Here is an 18,497-nt window from a genome sequence, read left to right as displayed (position 1 = left end):
GGATCAGTTTGAGGAGCAGGGTTGAAACGATATGAGGAATTGGCGGAAGAAGTCGCCGCCATGATCAGCACGCAGCTGTTGTTGCCTGGTGATAAGTTGCCTTCCGTGCGCCAGCAGCATGCGCGCAGGGGCGTGAGCCCGTCGACGGTGTTCCAGGCCTATTATTTGCTCGAAGCGCGCGGCATGATCGTCTCGCGGCCCCGCTCCGGTTACTACGTGGCGCCGCAGCGCGCCGCGCTGGCGCCCGAACCGGACAGTTCCCGCCCGCTCGACGCCAGCACCACGGTCGATGTCAGCGACCTCGTGTTCGAAGTGCTGGGCGCCGTGGGCGCGCGCGATATCGTGCCCTTCGGCTCGGCGTTTCCCAGCCCGCATCTGTTTCCGATGGAAAAGTTGGCGCGGGCCGTGTCGGCCAGCATGCGCCGCCTCGACCCGTGGAGCACGGTCACGGATTTATCGCTGGGCAATGCCGAACTGCGCCGCCAGATCGCCCTGCGCTACCAGCTCGACGGGGTGCTGGTGTCCAGCGACGACATCGTCATCACGAATGGCGCGCTGGAAGCGCTGAACCTGTGCCTGCAAGCCGTCACGCGGCCCGGCGACACGGTGCTGATCGAGTCGCCCAGCTTCTATGCGTGCCTGCAGGCGCTGGAGCGGCTGGAACTCAAGGCCGTGGAAATTGCCACCAGCCCCCGCGACGGCGTCGACCTGGCGGCGCTCGAGGAATTGCTGCTGCGCCACCAGCCCAAGGCGTGCTGGCTGATGACGAATTTCCAGAATCCCCTGGGCAGCCTGATGTCGCCGGAAAAGAAGCGCGCGCTGGCCGAACTGCTGGCGCGCCATGGCGTGCCGCTGATCGAGGATGACGTGTATGGCGAGTTGTATTTCGGCAAGCAGCGCCCCGGCTTGACGAAAAGCCATGACAGCGCGGGTCTGGTGATGCATTGCAGTTCGTTTTCCAAGACCCTGGCGCCCGGCTTTCGCCTGGGCTGGGCCGTGGCGGGCCGCTATGCGCGCCAGGTCGAGCGCCTGAAGCTGACGACCAGCCTGTCGGCGCCCATCCCGCTGCAGATGGCGCTGGCCGATTACCTGGCGGCAGGCGGCTACGACCGCCATTTGCGCCAGCTGCGCCTGACCCTGGCGGCGCAGCAAAATACCATGCTGCAAGCCATCGCCGTGCATTTTCCGCCCGGCACAAGGGTCACGCGGCCGCAGGGTGGTTATTTCGTCTGGGTGGAGATGCCTGCCGGTATCGATGCGCTGGCCTTGCACCGCAGCGCGCTGGCGGCCGGCATCAGCATCGCGCCCGGCCCCATTTTTTCCGCCACGCGCGCGTTTCGCCACTGCATCCGCCTCAATTACGGCCACCCGTGGAACGCGCAACTGGAAGAAGCCATCGCCACCCTGGGGCGGCTGGCGCTGGCGGCGGCATAGCGGCGAAAAAAAAGTCCCTTGCGGCAGCAAGTGTTCCATTCCAAAAAGAAATATTACTGTTATATTGATGTATCTATAACTAATGATGGGAATCATAATGGATAACACGCAGCCGGAAGTGGGTCGTACACAAGATACGACGATCGCCATTCTGTCCCACGTTGGCGGCCTGTTCACCAGCTGGGTGGCGCCGCTGATCATTTATTTGATCAAGAAAGATGATGCGGATAAATTCTCGGCCGAGAACGCCCGCGAAGCGCTGAATTTCCAGATCACCCTGATCATCTGGTATTTCGCCTGCTTCATCCTGTCGTTCGTGCTGATCGGCCTGTTCCTGTTCTGGATCGTGGCGCTGGCCAACCTGGTGTGCTCGATCGTCGCGGCCGTCAAGGCCAGCAATGGCGTCACTTACCGCTATCCCTTGACCTTGCGCCTCGTCAAATAGGGCTGTGCCGGCCGCCGGGTGTCAGCCCGGACGGCCGGGCAGCGCGAGGAATGCGGCAAAGCCGGGCGCCACCGCGGTGGTGGCGCCTGTTTCGTGCGACCACAGCACGACCACGGGTTCGCCCGATGGCCCCGTTTGCGCATAGTCAAAACAGTAGTAATCGCCCGTGCCGAACTGGGCGAAGGGCAGCAGGCTGCCGGCCTCGTCGCCTGTCCCCGCATTCTCCAGCCATTCCTGCCAGCCTTCGCGGTAATGGCGTGCTATCGATTCCCACGTCTTGCGCGCATTGGCCGCGTCGTAGACGGGAAACACGCTCAAGGCGCCCAGCGCGCGGCCATTGTTCTCCAATAACCATTGCACATGGGATGCGGGCAGCTGCCGCCCCAGCGCCTGTTCGGCGGCGGCGATCGCGTCACGCGTGGTGCCGATGGACTTGCTCTTGCTCATGCTGCAGGAAGGCGCACCGGCTCAGGCGGCGATAGGCGGCGGGGCTGGCGGCGTGCTGGCGCGCGGGGCTTTTTGCGGCGCGACCTTGCCGCCGTCGGCGATCCAGCGGCGGTACACGCGCAGGGCCACTTGTGCATCGTCGGCCGCATACAGGATCTGCTTTTCCGTCAGGCGCGACGTGGCCCAGTTGGTGGTGGAAATCTTTTTCGATTTCTGCAGGTGCAGGCCGAAGAACTTGGCCACGGCCGTCTTCGCGCCCAGGTCGTTGCGCTGGCCGCCGCGCAGGGCGACGGACAGGTCGAGCACCTGGGCCGGGGCGATGCCCAGCTTGTTGCGCAGGCGCTTGACGTCGTCGGACAGGCCGAAGCCCACCTTCAGGGTGGTGGTCGATTCGAGGATGGCCTTGAGTTCGGCCAGGGCCGGCGCCGGCGTGCTGCCCACCTGGAACAGGTAGGCGATGTCGTCGGTGGCCAGCTGGATCAGGTGCGGTCCCGTGGAGGATTCGCCCTTCACAAAAGTCGGCTTCGATTCCGTATCGAAGCCGATGGCGTCCGCTGCCAGCAGGGCGGCCATGGCCGCCTGTGCATCGTCGCTGGTGCGTACCAGCTTGACGTGGTCGAGTGCAATGCCTTGATAGGGGGGCAGTGGCGGTGCGGCAGCTGTGTCCATGAAACCGGATCAGCCTTTGCGCGAGAATTTCGCGGTCAGCTGATTCAGTTTTTCCAGGCGCAAACGGTTCGCTTCTTCGGCGGCCGCGGCATCGCGCTCGGCTTTCTTGCGCTCGGCTTCCTTCTTGAAGCGTTGCTGCAATACTTGCGTGGCGTGGTCGCGGTGGGTTTGCGTCACTTCCGCGCCGGCGGTGCCGTCGAGGTCGTAGCGTACCTTGGCTTTTTCCATCACGCGCAGGTAACGCAGCGAACCCGTGTGGATGCCCAGCGCCGTGCGCATCAGCTTGCGGTCCAGGTCCGGCAGGCGCGCGAGGATCTGCTTGTCGATACCGATCGACAAGGGCAGGCAATCGCGGAATGGCGGGAATTGCTCCTGGAACTGTTTCAGCAGCGCGCGCGCGGTCAGGCCGGCAGGCGCCGGCGTGGTCGCTGCGGCCGGTGCCGCCGCTGGGGCTGCATCGACTGGCGTGTCAGGAGTGGTGGCTTGCTGGTCTGGCGTGGAGCTGGTCATCGACATCATTGGTTGGGCTATAAAAGGGGAGCATAGCACGCGCCACAGGCAAGTGCATTGTCTTTTTTGGCAACTTGACCTGCGATAAGCGGGTTCGCACTACAGCCGGCACAGCGCGAAATACGGGAAATGTGTATAATGTCGGCTTGCGCTGATGACTGGACCCTGTTTTTGAAGGTCTGGCTCAGGTGTGCAGGGGATAGGAGCAGTGCGGCGCAGGGCCACCATTATTGATATTTTTGATATCGGTTATTCCACTTATCAATTATTCAGATAACGGGCCTTCGTGCATAATCTTGCTCTCCGCTGTGTCTTCACTGAACAACAATAGATTCAAGCCCGTTCTGGTACGGGCTTTTTTTCATTCCGCAATGTACATCGCTTATTTATCTGACCCGGCTTCGGCCCCGCGCTCCTCATGCCGGATGCGCGGGCTATGAACGTCACGATAGACAGGCGCCGCTGCCCTTGACGGCAGCCGCAACAATACGCTCCATCGAGTCCGGTTTCGCAGGCTTAGGTGGAATCATTCACTTCGCGCCGACACCATCTGGTCTCGCATTAAGAGATATCTCATGAAGAATACGCCAAAAACTTTAACGTTGTCCGCCAAGGCTCCACGCCCAGCCGCGGCGCCGCTTGCCGTACCCAAAACGACTTTATCTTACTTCATCGATAATGCGCAAGCGAATCCGGAAGCCACGGTGACGACGGCGCCGACCGTCGTCACCGTGGTGAAGAAAAGCCGCTCGCGCCTGGCTGCCGTGCCGCCGGCCGAAACGGTAGCGGAAGCAGCGGTTGCCGCGCCCGTGGCCGACGCCGCCGACGCCGTGGAAGCGGCGCCCGTCAAGACGCCGAGCGTCAAGGTGGCGCCAAGCGCCAAGGCGGCGCCTGCGCCGCGCAAGGTCAGCGAAAGCGCCGCCACGAACAAGGTGGTGACGGCAGCCCGTTCGAAAGTCGTGCGCGCCAAGCCTGAAGCGGCTCCCGTGACCATCATCACCGGCGCGCAAGTGGTCAGCAAGACCACGGACGCCGACGCCCTGGCCGCCATCGATACCTCGAATTACTTCTTGCCGACCGTCAAGGTACCTGGCCGCCGTGGCCGCAAACCGAGCGAATTCACGCCGGAAAACGACGAAGTGGCAGCACTGAACGCCGTCGAGCGCGCCGAACTGAAGGCCGTGTCGAAAGCGCGCGACCGCAAGGCCAAGGGCGGCCTGGCCGACGCGCTGGGCGATCCGGAAGCATCGGCAGCGGACCTGGAACGCCGCCGCAAGCAGATCACGGGCTTGATCAACATGGGCAAGGAACGCGGTTTCCTCACCTATGCCGAGATCAATGACCAATTGCCGGAAAACATCATCGATCCGGAAGCCATCGAAGGCATCATCGCCACCTTCAACGACATGGGCATCGCCGTCTACGAGCGCGCCCCTGACGCGGAAAGCCTGTTGTTGACCGACAACGTCGCCACCGTCACCAGCGACGATGAAGTGGAAGCGGCTGCCGCGACGGCCCTGTCGACGGTCGATTCCGACTTCGGCCGCACCACCGACCCCGTGCGCATGTACATGCGTGAAATGGGCGCCGTGGCGCTGCTGACGCGCGAAGGCGAGATCGAGATCGCCAAGCGCATCGAAGGCGGCTTGAAGGACATGATCCAGGCGATTTCCGCCTGCCCGACCACCATCGGCGAAATCGTTGCGCTGTCGCAAAAAATCGCGCGCGACGAAATCAAGGTCGATGAAGTGGTCGACGGCTTCGTCGATTTGAACGAAAGCAATGCCCCGGCGCCTGCCGCTGCCGCCGCGCCCGCCGCCGCCAGCGGTGACGACGAGGAAGAGGAAGAAGAAGCCGAGGAAGAAGACGGCGACGCCAATGGCGGCGCGGCCGGTTTCTCCAGCGAGCAATTGGCCCAGCTGAAAAAGAATGCGTTGGAGAAATTCAACGTCATTTCGACGCAGTACGACAAGATGCGCAAGGCGCCCGAGGGTTACAACTCGAAAGCCTACGTCAAGGCGCAGGAAGCCATTTCGCAGGAATTGCTGGGCATCCGCTTCACGGCCAAGGTCGTCGAAAAGCTGTGCGACACCCTGCGCGGCCAGATGGAAGAAGTGCGCCACATCGAGCGCGCCGTGCTGGAACTGTGCGTGAACAAATGCGGCATGCCGCGCGCCCACTTCATCAAGGTGTTCCCGGGCAATGAATGCGACCTGGAATGGGTCGACCGCGAAGTCGATTGCAAGTATCCGTACAGCGCCATCCTCAGCCGCAACGTGCCTGCCGTCAAGGAACTGCAAAAGAAGATGATCGACCTGCAAGCCCGCGTGGCCCTGCCGCTGGCAGACTTGCGCAAGATCAACAAGCAGATGGCTGCCGGCGAAAAGCGCGCCCGTCACGCGAAACGCGAAATGACGGTCGCCAACTTGCGTCTGGTTATTTCGATCGCCAAGAAATACATCAACCGCGGCTTGCAATTCCTCGACCTGATCCAGGAAGGCAACATCGGCTTGCTGAAGGCTGTCGATAAATTCGAATACCGCCGCGGCTACAAGTTCTCGACCTACGCCACGTGGTGGATCCGCCAGGCCATCACGCGTTCGATCGCCGACATGGCCCGCACCATCCGCGTGCCGGTGCACATGATCGAAACGATCAACAAGATGAACCGCATCTCGCGCCAGATCATGCAGGAAACGGGCAGCGAGCCGGATCTGGCGACCCTGGCCGTCAAGATGGAAATGCCGGAAAACAAGGTGCGCGAGATCATGAAGATCGCGAAAGAGCCGATTTCCATGGAAACGCCGATGGGCGAAGATGGCGATTCGCAACTGGGCGACTTCATCGAAGACAACACGACCCTGGCGCCGCTGGACGCCGCGCTGCACGCGTCGATGCGCAACGTGATCAAGGAAGTGCTGGACTCCCTGACGCCGCGCGAAGCGAAAGTGCTGCGCATGCGTTACGGCGTGGAAATGTCGAACGACCACACGCTGGAAGAAGTGGGCAAGCAGTTCGACGTGACACGCGAGCGCATCCGCCAGATCGAAGCGAAAGCCATGAGCAAGCTGCGCCAGCCTTCGCGTTCGGACAAGCTGAAAACCTTCTTGACGCAAAATTAAGTAGTCAGCAGGCAATAAAAAAGAGGCGCAAGCCTCTTTTTTTTCGCCCTGGAATTGTCCTAGGCTTCGACGGCCTGGCTTTTGGCGATAGGCAGGCGGATGGCCAGCGCCGTGCCCTGGCCCTCCTGGCTGTCGATGCGCAGTTCGCCGCCCAGCGCGTGGACACGTTCGCGTATGCTCTTCAGGCCGAAGGCGGCCTTCTTGCCGTGGGCGTCCGGCTGCATGCCGATGCCGTTGTCGCTGATGCGCAGCACGATGGCATCCGTATCTTGCGCCAGCGCCACTTCCACCTCGCTGGCCTGGGCGTGGCGCACGATGTTCGACAGCGATTCCTGCAGCACGCGGAAGATGGCCGACGTCTGGCGCTGGTCCAGGCCCAGGTCGGGCGCCTCGCTGTCGAGCGAGAGCTGGTAGCGGATGGCGCCGCGGCTTTCCATCTGGCGTATCAGCCATTCGGCTGCCGGGCCCAGGCCCAGCTCCAGGGTACTGGGATGCAAGTCATTGATGATGGTGCGCACCGAGCGGATGGTGGCGTCGATGGTGTCGAGCACGCGCTGGGCGTGGCGGTGCAGGCGCGGGTGGGTCCTGGCCGTGCGCGCGTGCAGCAGCGACACGTCGATGCGCAGCACCATCAGGTTCTGGCCCAGGTCGTCATGAATGTCGAGCGCGATGCGACGCCTTTCCTCTTCCTTGATGGTCTGCTGGTGGTCGGTCAGTTCGCGCAGCTGGGCCAGGGTGCGCTGCAGGTTCTCCTCGTTGCGCTTGCTTTCCGTGATGTCGATGCCCATGGCGATGATCATCTGCGGCCGGCCTTGCGCATCGAAGATGGGTTTTTTATGCGTCTGCAGCAGGCGGTTTTCCTGCAGCCGCGCATTCCACACGAGTTCTTCGCGGATCACCACCTGGCGGCTGGCAAACGCTTCCTGGTCCGCCGCGTGGAATGCCTGGGTCTGGTCCGAAGGAAAGTGCTGCACGTCGCGTCCCTCGGCGATATCCTGGAACAGCACGCCCCATTGCTGCTCGCAAGCCTGGTTCATCAGCAGCATGCGCGAATCGGCGTCTTTCAGGAACAGCGACAGGGGCATCATGGAAATGATGTCCTGCAGTCGCTCTTCGCTGCGCGCCAGGGCCGCTTCCGTCTGCGCGCGCATGGCGATTTCCGCAGAGAGCTGGAGATTGACGTCGAGCAGCTGGGCCGTGCGCAAGGCCACGCGGCTTTCCAGCTCCGCATGGGCGACGGTCAGCGCGTGTTCGGCCCGCTTGTGTTCCGTGATGTCGCTGGCCATGACCAGCGCTCCCGTCAGGGTGCCGCGCTGGTCGTACAGGCGGCGTCCGCTGAGCATGGCCCAGCGTTCCGAGCCGTCGCCATGCTGGTAATGCAGTTCTCCCATGCAACTATCCGTCGCCGTCTGGCGCAGCGGACACAGGCGCAGCAAGGTGGCTTCGTCGTGGAATTCGTCCATCGAGTGTTCCAGCAGTTGTTCCGAGGGGACGCCCAGCATGTCGCACAGGCGCTGGTTGACGTGCAGGATGCGGCCGTGCGCATCCGTTTGCCACATGCCGTCCTGCGCCGTTTCGCTCAGGTGCTGGTAGCGCATCAGGCTATCGTCGAGCTGTGCGCGCGTCAGGGCCAGGTGGCTGCGCAGCTTGCGCATCAGCCAGAGGACGGCGACGGCGGCGGCCAGCAGCAGCAGGGCCAGCCAGACATGCTGCCAGAAATCGAGTTCTTGCCAGGCTGCGCCGGCGAACCAGCCCAGCATGATCAGGATGAGGGCGCCGCAAGCGCCACTCAGGGTTTCAATCGACCATTTGCTCATCCGCGTCCCTGGCGTCGTGGTTGGCCGCTGCCGTGCGCCTGGCGCCGGAGAGGGGAAGGTATCCGACGCTAGTGTAATACCAATTGTTGTTTTCTTGAGAATATTTTTCCATTGGGCAAGCAAAAGGGCCGGCCCTTGCGGTGCCGGCCCTGTTTGCCGATGGCAAGGCGGTGCGATCAGCCCGTGTTGCGCAGGCCGGCCGCCACGCCATTGATCGACAGCTGGATGCCGCGGTGCACCCTTTCGTCGATCCGGCTTTCCGCCGACAGGGCGCGGTTGCGCTTGATCAACTCCACCTGCAAGTGGTTCAGCGGGTCGAGATAGGCGAAGCGGTTCTGGATCGAACGGGCCAGCAGCGGATTGCCCGCCAGGCGTTCCGTGTTGCCGGTGATCAGCTCCAGGCAGCGCAGGGTGTTGCCGTGCTCGTCAGTGATGCGCTTGTAGATGCGTTCGCGCAAGCCCTGGTCCGCCACCAGTTCCGCATAGCGCGAGGCGATCGCCAGGTCCGTCTTGGCCAGCACCATGTCCATGTTCGACAGCAGGGTAGCGAAGAATGGCCATTCGGCGTACATGGCGCGCAGGGTGGCGATCTTGTCATCTTTCGCGGCCCCGTCGGCTTGATTGATCCACGTTTCGATGGCGCTGCCGAAGCCGAACCAGCCCGGCAGCAGCAAGCGGCACTGGCCCCAGGAAAAGCCCCAGGGAATGGCGCGCAAGTCTTCGATGCGCTGGTTGGCCTTGCGCGAGGCGGGGCGGGAACCGAGGTTCAGCTCGGCGATTTCCGCGATCGGTGTAGCCGAGAAGAAATACTCCGTAAAACCCGGCGTTTCATACACGAGGTGGCGGTAGGCGTGATAGGCGAGGTCCGACAGTTGCGCCATCACGGCTTCGAACTGCGCCAGCTGGCCGTTGCGGGCCGGATTGGCTTCCTGCGGCGCCAGGCTCGCTTCCAGGGTGGCGGCCACCAGCAATTCCAAGTTGCGCCGGCCGATTTCCGCGTTGGAAAACTTCGAGGCGATGATCTCGCCTTGCTCCGTCAGGCGGATCTGGCCGTTGACGGTGCCCGGCGGCTGGGCCAGGATGGCTTCGTAGCTGGGTCCGCCGCCACGGCCCACCGTGCCGCCGCGGCCATGGAACAGGCGCAGCTTGACGCCGGCCTTCTGGAAGTCGGCGACCAGCGCCAGTTCCGCCTTGTACAGTTCCCAGTTGGACGTGAGGAAGCCGCCATCCTTGTTCGAATCGGAATAGCCGAGCATGACTTCCTGCAACTGTCCCTGCTTGGCGATCAATTGCTTGACCAAAGGCAAGGCCATGACCTGGCTCATGATGCCGGCCGCGCGCTGCAGGTCGGGTATCGTCTCGAACAGGGGGATGACCATCAGCTCGCAGATGCTGTCGCCAGTTTGCCAGTCGGTGCGCAGCAAGCCCGTTTCCTTTTGCAGCAGCAACACTTCCAGCAAGTCGGACACGGTTTCCGTGTGCGAAATGATGTAGTTGCGGATGGCCCGCGCGCCGTAGCGCTGGCGGATGTCGCGCGCCGCGCGCAGGATCGCCAGTTCGGAATCCGTTTCCGCCGCGTAGGCGATGTAGGGCGAGTACAGCAGGCGCGGCTGGGCCAGTTCGTTCAGCAGCAGCGCTTGCTTATCTTCCTCGGACAGGGCCGTGTAATCGGCGGCCACGCCGCTCTTGGCGAACAGGTCGGCCAGCACGCGCTCGTGCACGTCCGAGGTCTGGCGCATGTCCAGCGACGCCAGGTGGAAACCGAAGATGTCGGCCGCGCGCGCCAGGGTGGCCAGGCGCGGGCGCACGAGGGCGGCGCCGTGGTGCGACTCGAGCGAGGCGACGATGGTGCGCAAGTCGGCCACAAAGGCGGCCGCGTCCGGGTAGGCGGCCGCTGCGCCCACTTCCTTGCGCAGGATGTTGGTGGCGCCCAAGGCGCGGGCCGTGGCGGCCAGGCGCGCATAGATGCCGATCAGGGCGCGGCGGTACGGCTCGTCGCTGCGGTGCGGCGAGGCGTCGGGCGACTGGTCGGCCAGCGCCTGCAGTTCGGCGCTCACGCCCACCATCAGGGTCGAGACGGACAATTCCGCGCCCAGCGCATGCGCTTCGTCGAGGTAAAAGTCGAGGATGGTGGTGGCGTGGCGCGCCAGCGCGTGCTGCATGGTGCCCGCGTTGACGTTCGGGTTGCCGTCGCGGTCGCCGCCGATCCAGCTGCCCATCTGCACGTAGGCGGCGTTGATGGGCTCGATCGTGCCGTCGCCGTTCGGGTATTCGGCGGCGATATCGTCCTCGATGTCGTCATACAGGCCCGGCAGTTCGCGCAGGAAGGTGATGCGGTAGTAGGACAGGGCGTTTTCGATTTCGTCGGCCACCGTCAGCTTCGAGTAGCGCAGCATGCGCGTCTGCCACAGGGTGGCCACGCGCGAGCGCAGCAGCTGCATGTTGGCGTGCCGCTCTTTCGGCGTCTGCGGCAAGTCGCGCTCGGCCAGCAGGCGGGCGATGTCGTGCTCGGCGTCGAGGATGCTCTTGCGCTGCACTTCCGTCGGGTGGGCCGTCAGCACGGGGGCGATCAGGGCGTCCTGGAAGAAGGTGTCGACCGTCTTGCGGGGCACGCCGGCCAGGCGCAGTTTTCTCAGCGCGAAGCTGACGCTGCCCTTTTGCGCCGGCGAGCCGGCCAGCAGGTGGGCGCGGCGGCGGCGGATGTGGTGTTGATCTTCCGCAATGTTGGCCAGGTGCGAAAAGTAGGAAAAGGCGCGCACGACGGAAATCGTCTGTTCGCGGCTCAGTTCCTTGAGCATGGCGTCGAGTTCCAGCGCGGCGCCCGCGTCCGCTTCGCGGCGGAAGCGCACGGACGTCTGGCGTATGGTTTCCACCACATTGAAGACGGCGTCGCCTTCCTGTTCGCGCAGCACGTCGCCCAGCAGGCGGCCCAGCAGGCGGATGTCTTCTTTCAGCGGCGCGTCCTTGTCGGAGCCGGCCGCTGGAACTATTTCTGGTGCTACTGCGTCATTGAGCATAATAAAGAACCAAAGTAAGTGTAAAAGCAAGGGAATGTGGATCGCACCGGGCGTTTGGCCGCAGAGGGGAGGGGGCGCATGATAAAATTTGTGGTCTTCAACATGGACGCTAGCCTGACTTGGCCTTCTAGGCTAAGCGATAACGATTATAGCGACGCCAGGCGCCACCCGATACAAAATTGATATCAGACGGGCGAAATGGCAACGATAATGACAACGACAGCCACAGCGAAAGAACTTGTTTTGAAAGCATCCGAATTGACCCCCAACGAATTGAATATTCCTGCCCGCCTGGTGATCGCCACGCGCGAGAGCCGTCTTGCCATGTGGCAAGCTGAACACGTGCGCGCCCGCCTGGCCGCCCTGTATCCGCAGTGTAGCGTCGAAATTCTCGGCATGACCACACGCGGCGACCAGATTCTGGACCGCGCTTTGTCCAAGGTAGGCGGCAAGGGCCTGTTCGTCAAGGAGCTGGAAGTGGCGATGGAAGAAGGCCGCGCCGACCTGGCCGTGCATTCGCTGAAAGACGTGCCGATGGAGTTGCCGGAAGGCTTTGCCCTGGCCGCCATCCTCGAGCGCGAAGACCCGCGCGATGCGTTCGTGTCGAACGATTACGCCAGCCTGGCCGAGCTGCCGCACGGCGCCGTCGTCGGCACCAGCAGCCTGCGCCGCCAGTCGCTGATCGCCGCGCGCTACCCGCATCTGACGATTCTGCCCCTGCGCGGCAACCTCGATACGCGTTTGGGCAAGCTGGACCGTGGCGACTACGCGGCCATCATCCTGGCCGCCGCCGGCTTGAAACGCCTGGGCCTGGCGTCGCGCATCCGCGCCGTGCTGGCGCCGGAAGACAGCTTGCCGGCCGCAGGCCAGGGCGCCATGGCGATCGAGATCCGCAGCGGGCGCGCGGACGGCGCCGACCTGGTGCGCCTGCTGGCGCCGCTGAACCACACGGCCACGGCGCAAGCCGTCACGGCCGAGCGCAAGGTGTCGAAGATCTTCGGCGGCAGCTGCCAGATTCCGCTGGCCGCGTTCGCCACCGTCGAGGGCGGGCAGATGCGCTTGCGCGCCATGGTCGCCACGCCGGACGGCGCGCGCATGGCCAGCGCCGATGTTAGCGGTGCTGCCGGCGCGCCGGAACAGCTGGGCGAGCAAGTGGCCGAATTGTTGCGCGGGCAAGATGCCGCCGGCATCCTCGCCTCGTGCGCCGTCACGCCCGACAACCATGAAGGCCTGGCGCCGCATGCCTGACACCGTGGTGATCACGCGGCCCGCGGCGCAAGCGGGGCCGCTGGCCGCCCGTATCGCGGCGCTGGGCTTGCCCGTGCAATTGCTGCCGCTGCTGGAAATCCACGCGCTTGACGGCGCAGAGGAATGCGCGCGGCTGCAAGCCGTGCTGGCCCGCCTGAGCGATTACGACCTGGTGGCGTTCGTCTCGCCCAACGCCATCGATTGCGTCTTTGCGCATCTGCCCGCCTGGCCCCCCGGCCTGCCGCTGGCCGTGGTGGGCGAGGGCAGCCGGATGGCCCTGGGCGCGCACGGCGTCACGGACGCCAACGCGACCATCACGAGTCCGCTGGACACGGCGCGCAGCGACTCCGAACATTTATTATTGGCGCTGGACTTGCCGGCCCTGCGCGGCAAGCGCGTGCTGATCGTGCGCGGCGATGGCGGACGCGATTACCTGGCCGACGGCTTGCGCGCGGCGGGAGCCAGTGTCGAGTTCGTTACGGCCTACCGCCGCAAGGTGCCAAGGCTGACGCCAGCCTTGCGGGCGACCCTGGAAAACCTGTTGCAGCATAATAATGACTGGATCATCACCAGCTCGGAAGCGCTGCGCGGCTTGCTGGCGCTGCTGGGCGAAATGGATGCTGAAAAGGCAGCTGTTGTGAAAATGCAACAGCAGCATCTGATCGTGCCGCACGCCCGCATTGCACAAACGGCGGCGGCCCTGGGTTTTGCCCGAGTCACCTTGACAGGATCAGGCGACGCAGGAGTGCTCGCCGCGTTACAATCACGACCATGAACGAAATGCCTACACTCTCCGAACCGAATGCAACGCCTGGCAGCGCCGTGAAGACGGCGCCGCAGGCGGCCGACCAACCTGCCGGCCGCGCGCCGACCCTGCTGGAACAGCTGCAAAAGCCCATGAGCATCGCCGTCATCGTGCTGGCCGTGCTGCTGGCTGCGCAAAGCTGGTCGACCAGCAAGCAGATCCGCAACCTGCGCGAAGAAGTGGCCAAGCGCCTGCAAAAAGGCGATGTCAGCAATGCCGAAACGGGCGTGCTGGCGCGCAACGTGCAAGAAGGCACGAAAGAGCTGCAAATCAAGGTGGGCGCGCTGGAAAACCGCCAGAGCGAAACGCAAAGCCAGCAGCTTGCGCTGGAACAACTGTACAACGACTTGTCGAAGAACCGCGACGAGTGGGCGCTGACGGAAATCGAGCAAGTGCTGTCGACGGCTAGCCAGCAGCTGCAACTGGCCGGCAACGTGCCCGGCGCGCTGATCGCCCTGCAAAACGCGGACCGCAGCCTGTCGCGTTCCGACAAGCCGCAATTCATCACCATCCGCCGCGCCATCGGGCGCGACATGGAAAAATTGAAAGCCCTGCCCAGCGTCGATTCGACGGGCGTGGCCCTGCGCCTCGACGCCGTGATCGCCCAGGTCGATTCGCTGCCGATGCTGTCCGACGAAACGCCGGTCTTGCCGGCCGCACCGGAAAAACCGGGCAAGGCCAAGCCCGTGCGCGATGCGAGCGGCAAGCTGATGGGGCCGCCTGCGCCGGAACCGCTGCTGCAAAAAGTGCGCGACGGCTTCAATACCTGGAGCGGCGACATGTGGGCCGACGTGCGTCAATTGATACGCATCCGCCGCGTCGATACGCCGGAAGCGCTGATGCTGTCGCCGACGCAATCGTATTTCTTGCGTGAAAACGTCAAGTTGCGCCTGCTCAATGCCCGCATGGCCTTGTTGTCGCGCAATGAAACGGCTTTCCGCAACGATTTGATCGCCGCACAGGATGCGCTGGCCAAGTATTTCGATACCCGCGCCAAGAGCACGCAGACGGCGCAAGCCCTGTTGCGCCAGGTGCAGGGCAGCAACCTGGCCATCGAAATGCCAACCTTGTCCGACAGCCTGACGGCTGTGCGCAACTACAAAGCGAAGTCCTGAGCCCATGCGTCTATTTCTCTGGTTACTCGCCCTGATGGCCGCGGCGATCGGTATCGCCGTGACGGCCCGTTTCAATCCCGGCAACGTGGTGCTGTTCTATCCGCCATACCGCATCGATTTGTCGCTGAATTTCTTCCTGTTGCTGCAGGTCGTGCTGTTCGTGCTGCTGTACCTGCTGGTGCGCGCCGTGCGCGCCACCGTGCGCATGCCGGCGCAAGTGGCGGCCTACCGCCAGCGCAAGCGTGAGCGCGACGGCAACAAGGGCTTGCGCGAAGCCTTGAAAGCCCTGTTCGAAGGCCGTTTCGGCCATGCCGAGAAGGCCGCCTTGCGCGCCGCCGAGCTGGAAGAGAACGCCGGCCTGGCCGCGCTGATCGGCGCGCGCGCCGCGCACCGCATGCGCCAGTCCGAACGCCGCGACAGCTGGCTGTCGCGCGTCGAAGGCGATGCCAGCCTGAAGACGGCCCGCTTGATGACGGTGACGGAATTGCTGGTCGACGACCACCAGCCGGAAGCGGCCCTGGCCGCCGTGCGCGAACTCAATGCCAGCGGCACGCGCCACATCCACGCGCTGCAATGGTCGCTGAAAGCCGAGCAGCAGGCGAAGAACTGGCCGGAAGTGCTGCGCCTCGTGCGTTCGCTCGACAAGCACCGCGCCCTGCATCCGGCCCTGTCGTCGCGCCTGCGCGAACTGGCCTACGACCATCTGCTGTCCGACCCCTCGCATGACGCCGAGTCGCTGATGCGCGTGTGGTCCACCGTGCCAAGCGCCGACCGGGTCAAGCCGTATATCGCCTGCCGCGCCGCCACGGCCCTGAATGCGCGCGGCCTGCACGATGAAGCGCGCCTCGTGTGCGAAGAATCGCTGGCCGCCGACTGGGACGAGCGCGTCGTGCGCGCCTACCGCGAAGCGGCGGCGCCAAGCGGCACGCCGGCCCTGCTGCTGCAGATCGAGCATTGCGAGCAATGGATGAAGCAGCGTCCGCTGGATGCGGAACTGGCGCTGACCCTGGGTACCTTGTGCCTCAAGCAAAAACTGTGGGGCAAGGCCCAGCGCCACCTGGAGCAGGCTTTGTCGGATGCCAACGAGCCGCAAATGGTGCGCGACGCCCACCTGAAGCTGGCGCAGATGCACGACGCCTTGCAGCAGACGGAACAGGCTGCCGCCCATTACCGGCAGTGTGCACTGGCTACTATCCTGTAAGCCGCTCGCAGACGCAAAAAAGCCGTTCAGTGCAGACTGAACGGCTTTTTTTATGCGCACTCCATGGCGCAGTGCGCTGTTACCGCTTTATTTCTTCGGTGCTGCAGTGCCTTCCGGCAAGGCATACGCGACCAGGGTGTCGCTCATCTTCGTGCCCAGCGAACCGTGGCCGCCGGCCATGACGACGACGAACTGGCGTCCCGACTTGTTCGACACATAGCTCATCGGCGTAGCCTGGCCGCCGGCTGGCAAGCGGGCCTTCCAGATCACTTTGCCGTTGCTGACATCGTAGCCGCGGATGTAGTAGTCGAGCGTGCTGCTGAGGAAGGTCACGCCACCGCCCGTGGTGACCATGCCGCCCAGGCTGGGCACGCCCAGTGGCAAGGGGATCGGCACGGGGCCGCTGTCGCGCGTGGTGCCGTTCTTGTGCATCCACACTTTCTTCATGGTGCGCAGGTCGACGGCGGCCACATAGCCCCACGGCGGTGCCTGGCATGGGAAGCCCAGCGGCGACAGGAAGGCCTTGATTTCCACGGCGAACGGTACGCCCGTCTGCGGCTGCAAGCCCATTTCGCCACCCGTGCCGCCCTTGGCCGTCGTTTCCGCGCGCGGCACGAGTTTTTCCAGGAAGCCCATGTAGTCTGGGTTGACGATCAACAACTGGCGCACGGGGTCGATGGCTGCGCCACCCCATTCGAAGATGCCGAGCGGGCCCGGCGAGATGACGGCGCCCTTGCCGGCCGTTTGCGGCGTGAACGGGCCTTCATAGCGGCGTTCCTTGAAGATGATGCGGCAAGCGAGCTGGTCGAACGGCGTGGTGCCCCACATGTCCGCTTCGCTGATATTGCGTTCTGGCAAGAAGGTCAGGGCCGAGAACGGCTGCGTGGGCGACAGGGTGTCGCCGGCGGCAGGATTGCTCGTCGGCACGGGTTTTTCCGGCGCCGGCACGACCAGGCTGCCGTCGCGGCGGTCGATCACGTAAATGTCGCCGCGTTTCGTCGTGGCAACAACAGAGGGCACTTTACCTTTCGGCGTGTCGATGTCGACCAAGCTCGGCTGGCCGCCGATGTCCATGTCCCAGATATCGTGGTGCACGGTCTGGTAGACCCAGCGTACTTTACCCGTCGCCAGGTCCAGCGCGACGATGGCGCTGTTGAATTTCTCGCCATTCTTGTTGCGGTTGCCGCCCCAGGTATCGGGGGTTTCATTGCCCATCGGAATGTAAACCATGCCCAGCTTTTCATCGATGCTGGCCACGCCCCACGAGTTGGGCGAGTTGTTGGTGTAGTTCTTGCCTTCAGGGAAAGGCGCCGTGTCTTCTGGCGTGGCCGGGTCCCAGTTCCACATCAGCTTGCCGGTGACGGGATCGTAGCCGCGGATCACGCCCGATGGCTCTTCCGTCGAATGGTTGTCCGTCACGCTGGCGGCGATCACGGCCATTTTCTGCGAGACGGCCGGCGGCGACGTTGGCATCAGGAAACCGCGCTTGATCATGGCCATGTTTTTATACAGGTTGACGACGCCGTTGTTGCCAAAGCTCTTGCACGACTCGCCCGTATCGGCATTGACGGCGATCATGGTGCCATCCATGGTCGGCGCCAGGATGCGGCGCGGGCATTCCATGCCGGCAGCTTCGGGGGCCGGATTGTTCTTCGCGCGGCCCGCGTTCACGTCCCAGTAGGCCACGCCACGGCAGATCATGTGCTGGTAGCTGGCCGCGTCGCGGTTGATCTTCGGATCGTGGCGCCAGATTTCCTTGCCCGTGTCCGGGTTCAGGGCGATGACGATATTGTGCGGCGTGCACAGGTACAGCATGTCATTGACCTTCAGCGGCGTGACTTCGTTGGCGATCTCGCCCGGGTCGTTCGGACCCTTGAAGTCGCCCGTGTGATAGGTCCAGGCTTCTTTCAGGCCGGAAATATTCGCCGGCGTAATCTGCGCGGCCGGGGCATAGCGGTCGCCATAGCCGGAGCGGCCATACGCGGACCAGTCGTTGTGCTCGACGCCGGGCGCCAGGTCGCCTGAGGCCGTGGCGACCATGTTTTCGGCCGGCACGTCGCCATGCAGGTCATGGTAGTCCTGGAACAGGGCGATGACGCCGGCGATGACGGTCAGGGCCACGGCGGCGGAGAGGGCCGTCTTGCCCGCTTGCGGCTGTTTCGCTGCGCCGGCGGGAGGGGCCAGGCGGCGGCTGACGAAGGGCAGCAGCAGCCAGACGGCGGCGGCAAACCAGATGTCCAGGCGCGGCAACAATTGCCACCAGTCGAATTTCACTTCAATGAGGGACCAGATCAGGGTGGCGAGCAGCAGCAGCGCCATGAACGGTTGCGCGCTGCGCTTGCCCTGGAATACCAGCGCGCCGGCGATCAGCATGCCTATACCGGCCAGCAAGTAGTACCAGGAGCCGCCGAGCGTGGCCAGCCAGATGCCGCCGCCCAGCAGGGCGAGGCCAAACAGAATGAAAATAACGCCGGTGACCTTTAATAAAGGACCGGGCCGGAAAGAGGGAATCATCATATTCCTTTTTGCAAGGATTTATCGGTGGCGCGTGATGCGCCATATTGAATTCAGGGAAGGCGTCGATTGCAGAATATACAAAGTTTGGAATCACCAGAATGTGACAGTTTATCAGAATTGATGATTGTCTTCCGGTAGCGCCATTTTTTG

General features: G+C 63.8%; 13 protein-coding genes. 7 read left to right on the top strand and 6 right to left on the bottom strand.

The window, feature by feature from the left end; genetic code table 11:
- Positions 1-21: 21 nt before the first annotated feature.
- Together O3300_RS15505 and O3300_RS15500 are read left to right on the top strand one after the other, a co-directional pair.
- The gene (locus O3300_RS15505; RefSeq protein ID WP_305053450.1) at positions 22-1,434 is read left to right on the top strand and encodes a PLP-dependent aminotransferase family protein; all 1,413 of its coding nucleotides are present in this window, start codon (positions 22-24) and stop codon (positions 1,432-1,434) included.
- Between the two features lie 97 nt (positions 1,435-1,531).
- Positions 1,532-1,879, top strand: a complete 348-nt coding sequence (locus O3300_RS15500; RefSeq protein WP_034786172.1) for a DUF4870 domain-containing protein — start codon at positions 1,532-1,534, stop codon at positions 1,877-1,879.
- Positions 1,880-1,900: 21 nt separating this feature from the next.
- On the opposite strand, the gene O3300_RS15495 is transcribed toward O3300_RS15500, so the two are convergent.
- From O3300_RS15495 to O3300_RS15485, 3 genes are read right to left on the bottom strand one after another with little or no spacing between them, the layout of a single operon-like run.
- Positions 1,901-2,326, bottom strand: coding sequence for an SMI1/KNR4 family protein (locus O3300_RS15495; protein ID WP_305053449.1), 426 nt, complete (start codon positions 2,324-2,326; stop codon positions 1,901-1,903).
- Positions 2,327-2,347: 21 nt separating this feature from the next.
- Positions 2,348-2,995, bottom strand: a complete 648-nt coding sequence (locus O3300_RS15490; RefSeq protein ID WP_077401767.1) for a 3'-5' exonuclease — start codon at positions 2,993-2,995, stop codon at positions 2,348-2,350.
- Between the two features lie 9 nt (positions 2,996-3,004).
- Positions 3,005-3,514, bottom strand: a complete 510-nt coding sequence (locus O3300_RS15485) for a ProQ/FINO family protein (protein WP_034758713.1) — start codon at positions 3,512-3,514, stop codon at positions 3,005-3,007.
- A gap of 566 nt (positions 3,515-4,080) precedes the next feature.
- Here O3300_RS15485 and rpoD point away from each other — a divergent pair.
- On the top strand, positions 4,081-6,627 hold the full coding sequence (gene rpoD, locus O3300_RS15480; protein WP_099664823.1) for an RNA polymerase sigma factor RpoD: 2,547 nt from the start codon (positions 4,081-4,083) through the stop codon (positions 6,625-6,627).
- Positions 6,628-6,686: 59 nt separating this feature from the next.
- Here rpoD and O3300_RS15475 read toward each other — a convergent pair whose 3' ends face one another.
- Together O3300_RS15475 and ppc are read right to left on the bottom strand one after the other, a co-directional pair.
- Positions 6,687-8,444 carry a PAS domain S-box protein gene (locus tag O3300_RS15475; protein WP_305053448.1) on the bottom strand — a complete coding sequence of 586 codons (1,758 nt, stop codon included), beginning with the start codon at positions 8,442-8,444 and terminating at the stop codon, positions 6,687-6,689.
- A gap of 176 nt (positions 8,445-8,620) precedes the next feature.
- A complete protein-coding gene (ppc, locus tag O3300_RS15470) occupies positions 8,621-11,461 on the bottom strand; it encodes a phosphoenolpyruvate carboxylase (protein WP_305053447.1) in 2,841 nt (946 codons plus the stop codon).
- A 243-nt stretch (positions 11,462-11,704) separates the two neighbouring features.
- Between ppc and hemC the strand changes: the two genes are divergently transcribed.
- The 4 genes from hemC to O3300_RS15450 are packed head-to-tail and all read left to right on the top strand — an operon-like array spanning position 11,705 to position 15,830.
- Positions 11,705-12,709: a hydroxymethylbilane synthase gene (gene hemC, locus O3300_RS15465; RefSeq protein ID WP_099664820.1), complete on the top strand. Its 1,005-nt coding sequence runs from the start codon at positions 11,705-11,707 to the stop codon at positions 12,707-12,709.
- Positions 12,702-13,484 (top strand): uroporphyrinogen-III synthase, encoded by a 783-nt coding sequence (locus O3300_RS15460; protein ID WP_305053446.1) that lies wholly within the window; start codon positions 12,702-12,704, stop codon positions 13,482-13,484. The genes hemC and O3300_RS15460 overlap by 8 nt, the downstream gene beginning before the upstream one ends.
- Positions 13,481-14,629 carry a uroporphyrinogen-III C-methyltransferase gene (locus O3300_RS15455; protein WP_305053445.1) on the top strand — a complete coding sequence of 383 codons (1,149 nt, stop codon included), beginning with the start codon at positions 13,481-13,483 and terminating at the stop codon, positions 14,627-14,629. Before O3300_RS15460 ends, O3300_RS15455 begins: the two co-directional genes overlap by 4 nt.
- 4 nt (positions 14,630-14,633) lie before the next feature.
- Positions 14,634-15,830, top strand: a complete 1,197-nt coding sequence (locus tag O3300_RS15450) for a heme biosynthesis protein HemY (RefSeq protein WP_071653290.1) — start codon at positions 14,634-14,636, stop codon at positions 15,828-15,830.
- Between the two features lie 87 nt (positions 15,831-15,917).
- Here the strand turns inward: O3300_RS15450 and O3300_RS15445 are convergent, their stop codons facing one another.
- Positions 15,918-18,347 carry a membrane-bound PQQ-dependent dehydrogenase, glucose/quinate/shikimate family gene (locus tag O3300_RS15445; protein WP_305053444.1) on the bottom strand — a complete coding sequence of 810 codons (2,430 nt, stop codon included), beginning with the start codon at positions 18,345-18,347 and terminating at the stop codon, positions 15,918-15,920.
- Positions 18,348-18,497: the final 150 nt, after the last annotated feature.

It is taken from the genome of Janthinobacterium sp. SUN206, assembly GCF_030587305.1.
In the GTDB taxonomy this organism is placed as follows: domain Bacteria; phylum Pseudomonadota; class Gammaproteobacteria; order Burkholderiales; family Burkholderiaceae_D; genus Janthinobacterium; species Janthinobacterium kumbetense.
This window is presented reverse-complemented; position numbering and strand designations above follow the sequence as displayed.

Excerpts from the sequence above, each read along its gene's own strand:
- O3300_RS15500 (WP_034786172.1), top strand. The coding sequence starts at position 1,532 with ATGGATAACACGCAGCCGGAAGTGGGTCGTACACAAGATACGACGATC.
- O3300_RS15495 (WP_305053449.1), bottom strand. The coding sequence starts at position 2,326 with ATGAGCAAGAGCAAGTCCATCGGCACCACGCGTGACGCGATCGCCGCC.
- O3300_RS15490 (WP_077401767.1), bottom strand. The coding sequence starts at position 2,995 with ATGGACACAGCTGCCGCACCGCCACTGCCCCCCTATCAAGGCATTGCA.
- O3300_RS15485 (WP_034758713.1), bottom strand. The coding sequence starts at position 3,514 with ATGATGTCGATGACCAGCTCCACGCCAGACCAGCAAGCCACCACTCCT.
- rpoD (WP_099664823.1), top strand. The coding sequence starts at position 4,081 with ATGAAGAATACGCCAAAAACTTTAACGTTGTCCGCCAAGGCTCCACGC.
- O3300_RS15475 (WP_305053448.1), bottom strand. The coding sequence starts at position 8,444 with ATGAGCAAATGGTCGATTGAAACCCTGAGTGGCGCTTGCGGCGCCCTC.
- ppc (WP_305053447.1), bottom strand. The coding sequence starts at position 11,461 with ATGCTCAATGACGCAGTAGCACCAGAAATAGTTCCAGCGGCCGGCTCC.
- O3300_RS15460 (WP_305053446.1), top strand. The coding sequence starts at position 12,702 with ATGCCTGACACCGTGGTGATCACGCGGCCCGCGGCGCAAGCGGGGCCG.
- O3300_RS15455 (WP_305053445.1), top strand. The coding sequence starts at position 13,481 with ATGAACGAAATGCCTACACTCTCCGAACCGAATGCAACGCCTGGCAGC.
- O3300_RS15450 (WP_071653290.1), top strand. The coding sequence starts at position 14,634 with ATGCGTCTATTTCTCTGGTTACTCGCCCTGATGGCCGCGGCGATCGGT.
- O3300_RS15445 (WP_305053444.1), bottom strand. The coding sequence starts at position 18,347 with ATGATGATTCCCTCTTTCCGGCCCGGTCCTTTATTAAAGGTCACCGGC.